Consider the following 4,443-nt stretch of genomic DNA (forward strand, 5'->3'; position numbering starts at 1 on the left):
TATAGAAAATCTGGAGAAATATCAGCTCCATTGTCCCATACAATTGTATCTAAATCCTTATCCAATCGTACAGTTTTAAAATAAGAAACATCCTTTAATAATTTGAAAATCCCTTTTTCTAAATGTCCATTTAAATCAATAAGCTTAGTCTTATTGTCTTCAAATGTAATAGCCAACTGATAGGCACGCATATATTTTACATCTTTCACAAAGTGCATAAATTACCTATTTTACTAATGGTTCAATTTTATTTAATGGTGCTTCTTGTTCCAAAAGCTTCCAGTTTTGCAACAATTCATGACGATGAAGAAAAGCCCATTCAAGGATAATAGTTATTACTTGGTTAGGCAAGCTGCCTTCAAATAATTCTAATTCGTGAATAGAAAAACAAGCTTTGTACTCTCCGTATTTTGCATGAAAATGTGGAGGCCGGTGATCTTTATAATACATTGTTATAATAATTCCGAGAAATCTACTAATTTCAGGCATTTTTCTTCTCTCTTTTTCATTTTAACATAAATTAAAAAGTTCTACAATTTAAGAAATATAATTTGTTTAGATAATTGATTTCCATTTTTTATTTTTCTCAATTTATAATTCAAAAACTTTATTATTAAAAATAAAAAACCAATTTAAAATAAAAAGCATAAGCAAAATAAGATTTATATTTGTAGAATGCCTATTTTGTGATATTTTCCCACCCGGTTGATCATGAAAGTTTATCGGAAAAATTAAACAAGGATATTTTTAATTAAGGACAAGGTGATGTAATGAAAAAAGATTTTCTTGGAAAAAAGGAATTGGAATTCTTAAATTTTGATTGGAAGTTTTATGCTCCTGGTTTAATGAATGGTAGATGTAGAGCTACAGGTACTTGTGATAACCGACCTTGCATCCAGCATTTAAAAAAACGAGAAATAGCAGCTATTTTCAAGCCAACACAATCTTTAAATTCTATTAGCATTTTTGATGTGAGTTCTAAATATGGTTCATTGCGCCCTTAATCCAAGGATTATTAAAGACGCTTTTCGCGCGCAATATTTTCTATCTTCTCTGAATAGGGAAATAGAAAATTTAGAAAGTAAATTAAAAAAAGAAAATTTTTTTTCAAATTCTTCAAAAAATTTTTTAAATAGCTATTTTGAAACTATTGCACATGAGTTAGACCAAGTTCTTTTACCAACTATTGTATATGAGATAAATAAAGCAAAATCTGAGGGAAAATTATTCGGAAATTGCCCACAAGATCGCTATGAAAGTTTTTTTGTTGATGGTATCAAATACACTGAAACAGCTTTATCTATTATCAGTAATTATCCTTTCCTTTTTGAGGTAATAGACTCTTTTATAACGATGATGTGCCAAGCTCTGTTAAAAAGCATACTGAGATTCAAAGAGAGCCAAATAAATCTTTTTAAGTGGCTCAAAATACCACTTAGCGTCAAAATCAAAGAAATTTCCCCACTGAATGGATCTGATAGACATTTTTCGCAACAGTCTCTCTTATATATTTTATCTGACGATACTAAAATTATATATAAACCAGTTGATCTTCATCCAAATATTCTATTGAACAAATATATTGAAATTCTAGATCTCAAATATCCTTATGATTTACAAAAATTTGAAACTTTATCCATGGGTGAATATGGCTGGACTAAATACATTGAGCATGAACCGTGTGAAAACCTAGAAGATATCAGTAATTTTTACCGACGGGCTGGGACTTTATTATCCATTGCAGATAGCCTTAATTACACTGATGGGCATTGTGAAAATTTCATAGCGAAAGGAAGTTTTCCTATTTTAATTGATTGTGAAACACTTTTTCAAAACTTCGATGACTCTGTATTAAAACATAAAAATATACTTACAACTGGAATGATCCAAAAAATCACCGATTGCAATGAAACGCACTTTCTAAATTCTTTATTTCAAGCTCCTGTCGGTCTAAAACATGACTATTTAAATCCACATGCAATTTATGACCATACAGATGAAATTGAATTAAGATATCAAAAAACAAACTTTTCTCCTCAACATCACTATCCATATTTCAAGGGCAAACCTTATGCAGCTCATGAATATATTCCTTATATTAAGGAAGGATATTGCCATGGCTATAAATTAATATCTGCAAATGTAAATAATATTTTAAATGATCAGAAATGGTGGAGCGAATTAGAAAATATTAAAATTCGTGTCGTACTTAGAGATACTCTTTCGTATTTATATTTAGTGAGAAAAACTCAACAACCTGAGAGTATGAGGTCAAAAAAACTCGCAGAAACTATCATTTTAAATAAATTAGGAAGTACTCCATATAGTTCATATGAGACAAAAGAATTATTATCTCTTAATATTCCTTATTTTTTTTATTATCCCAATGCAAAAGACTTATACGATGGACATGGCCACCAATATTCAAATGTTTTTTCTGAGACAGGAGTATTGAGATTAAGGCATCAATTTTTGCAAAGATCAAATGAAAAAATGCAATTTGATTGCAAAATTTTACAAAAACATTTAGTTCCCTATCTTTAATAAAGAAAAAACATGAAAGTGATGAGCTCTAAAACGCGCATATTTTTCTGGTCGATCAAACAGCTTTTACTCTCCGCCCCATGCGAAGCTATTTTTTTATTTACATTTGTCCTCCTTCAAGGATTAATCCCAGCAGCGTCACTTTACTCGATTCAAGCTATGATAGATTGGATCAGCTTAGAATCTTCCTTTCCTTATATGTTTGTTTCTATATGGACGGGACTACTATTAGCAGATACTGTATTAAGTCCCATCGTCTCCATTTTCAGATTACATTTGAATGAAAAATTTTTATGTCATTGTAACGTTTTACTAATGGAAAAGGCTTCCGCTATTCAAGGCCTTGATTCATTTGAAAATTCTAAATTATATGACGAAATACAGTTCCTAAAAAACGAATCTTCAAGGCGCCCTTTAAATTTTGTATATGTATGTTCAGGATTTCTAAAAGAATGCATCGCACTCATAGCTGTCTTATTTGTATTGGGTTCTCTTGAATGGTGGGTTCCTATTGCCATGTTTTTAGCAAGCTTGCCTCACGCTTTTTCAACATTTTGGTTTGAAAAACAATCATGGGACCAAATGCTGTTTTCAAGTCCAGAGGCCAGAAAACTTGGTTGGATCGCTTCTTTACCTTTAGACGGGCGTATAGCAAAAGAATTGAGGCTTTTTGCTTTCGGAGATTATTTGATCCAAAAGTATAAACAAGGAGCTTTAGCTTTACATATTGCCTTATCTAAAGAGCGATGGAAGAAATCTTTTCTATCCATTTTTTTATCTGGGGTAACAGTTCTGGGTTATCTTTTCATCCTATCTCAAATCATCATACAAACAAAAAATAAAGCATTAGAAATTAGCGAACTCGTAGTAGCGATTCAGGCACTTGTAATGACCCAGTCTCAACTGTCCGGATGTATTTCTTACACAGGAATGATGACTCCGATTATTCTTTTTTTTAGTAAGCTAAAGCGTTTTCTAGCTTCTTCGAATCACTCAATTTCCGATCAAAACTCAAAAATAATGCCCGTTTTTACTCAAGAAATTAGTTTTGAAAATGTTTCTTTTTCTTATCCTGATGGGCGATGTGCTCTTACAAATGTAAGCTTTAAAATTCGTAAAGGTGAAAAAATAGGCCCTTGTCGATCATAACGGTGCCGGGAAATCTACGATCGTAAAATTATTACTTCGATTTTACGATCCAGCCGAAGGAAGAATTACTGTAGAGGGTGTAGATTTGAAAACAATCAATATCCAGAATTGGAGAGCCTTAATAAGCGGAAGTTTTCAAGATTTTGGACATTATCACTTTACTGTACGCGAAAATATTTTGCTTGGAAACATACATGCCAATGAAGAGCATATTTTACAAGCAGCAAAAGCTGGTGGATTGGAAAAAACATTGCAAAACCTTCCAAACGGTTTATTGACACCTCTTGGAAAAGAATTCGGTGGAACATCTTTATCTGGTGGAGAATGGCAAAAAATTGCCATGGCTCGCAGCTTTGTTAAAAATGCAAGCTTGTTAATTTTAGATGAACCTACAGCTTCCTTAGATCCAAAAAGTGAAATCGAAGTATTTAACCAGTTTGCTGATGCATCTTCAGGGAAAACAGTTTTATTGATTACCCATCGAATCGGATCTATCAAGATGGCTGATCGAATTTTGGTTTTTAAATTTGGCAAATTAGTAGAAGAAGGCACTCAAGATTATTTGCTGAGAGCAGACCAAGAATACGCTCATTTATTTTTTCAACAAGCTAAACAATATCAGTTAAACCAATCATAAATTTTGGCTTTTCAGCTTAACTCTGGAAATGCTGCTGATGTCTCTATTGCCGAAACCTTGTCAAAAGGGATTTCTGAGAAGCCATTTGATGATAAGGGGGTTATTTCAAAAGA

Annotated in this window: 6 protein-coding genes and 1 pseudogene; 5 read left to right on the top strand and 2 right to left on the bottom strand. The window is 32.1% G+C overall.

Features of this window, described 5'->3' with window-relative positions:
• Positions 1-218, bottom strand: a 218-nt coding sequence (locus TY19_RS09965; protein ID WP_042282188.1) for a DUF2442 domain-containing protein, incomplete at its 3' end; no start/stop codon positions are given.
• 7 nt (positions 219-225) lie between these two features.
• Positions 226-489: a DUF4160 domain-containing protein gene (locus TY19_RS09970; protein ID WP_042282190.1), complete on the bottom strand. Its 264-nt coding sequence runs from the start codon at positions 487-489 to the stop codon at positions 226-228.
• A 281-nt stretch (positions 490-770) separates the two neighbouring features.
• On the opposite strand from TY19_RS09970, the gene TY19_RS09975 reads away from it, so the two are divergent.
• The 5 genes and pseudogenes from TY19_RS09975 to TY19_RS27345 all read left to right on the top strand — a co-directional run.
• Positions 771-1,004 (top strand): hypothetical protein, encoded by a 234-nt coding sequence (locus tag TY19_RS09975; RefSeq protein WP_042282192.1) that lies wholly within the window; start codon positions 771-773, stop codon positions 1,002-1,004.
• Positions 985-2,544: a DUF4135 domain-containing protein gene (locus TY19_RS09980; RefSeq protein WP_042282194.1), complete on the top strand. Its 1,560-nt coding sequence runs from the start codon at positions 985-987 to the stop codon at positions 2,542-2,544. The genes TY19_RS09975 and TY19_RS09980 overlap by 20 nt, the downstream gene beginning before the upstream one ends.
• A gap of 12 nt (positions 2,545-2,556) precedes the next feature.
• Positions 2,557-3,693 carry an ABC transporter ATP-binding protein gene (locus TY19_RS09985; protein ID WP_042280369.1) on the top strand — a complete coding sequence of 379 codons (1,137 nt, stop codon included), beginning with the start codon at positions 2,557-2,559 and terminating at the stop codon, positions 3,691-3,693.
• A gap of 19 nt (positions 3,694-3,712) precedes the next feature.
• Entirely contained in the window at positions 3,713-4,330 is a 618-nt protein-coding gene (locus TY19_RS27340) for an ATP-binding cassette domain-containing protein (protein ID WP_445082243.1), read from the top strand.
• A pseudogene (locus TY19_RS27345) lies at positions 4,331-4,443 on the top strand (IS982 family transposase); the annotation flags it as partial.

Source organism: Candidatus Protochlamydia sp. R18 (assembly GCF_000648255.1).
GTDB lineage: Bacteria > Chlamydiota > Chlamydiia > Chlamydiales > Parachlamydiaceae > Protochlamydia > Protochlamydia amoebophila.

Excerpts from the sequence above, each read along its gene's own strand:
- TY19_RS09975 (WP_042282192.1), top strand. The coding sequence starts at position 771 with ATGAAAAAAGATTTTCTTGGAAAAAAGGAATTGGAATTCTTAAATTTT.
- TY19_RS09985 (WP_042280369.1), top strand. The coding sequence starts at position 2,557 with ATGAAAGTGATGAGCTCTAAAACGCGCATATTTTTCTGGTCGATCAAA.
- TY19_RS09970 (WP_042282190.1), bottom strand. The coding sequence starts at position 489 with ATGCCTGAAATTAGTAGATTTCTCGGAATTATTATAACAATGTATTAT.
- TY19_RS09980 (WP_042282194.1), top strand. The coding sequence starts at position 985 with ATGGTTCATTGCGCCCTTAATCCAAGGATTATTAAAGACGCTTTTCGC.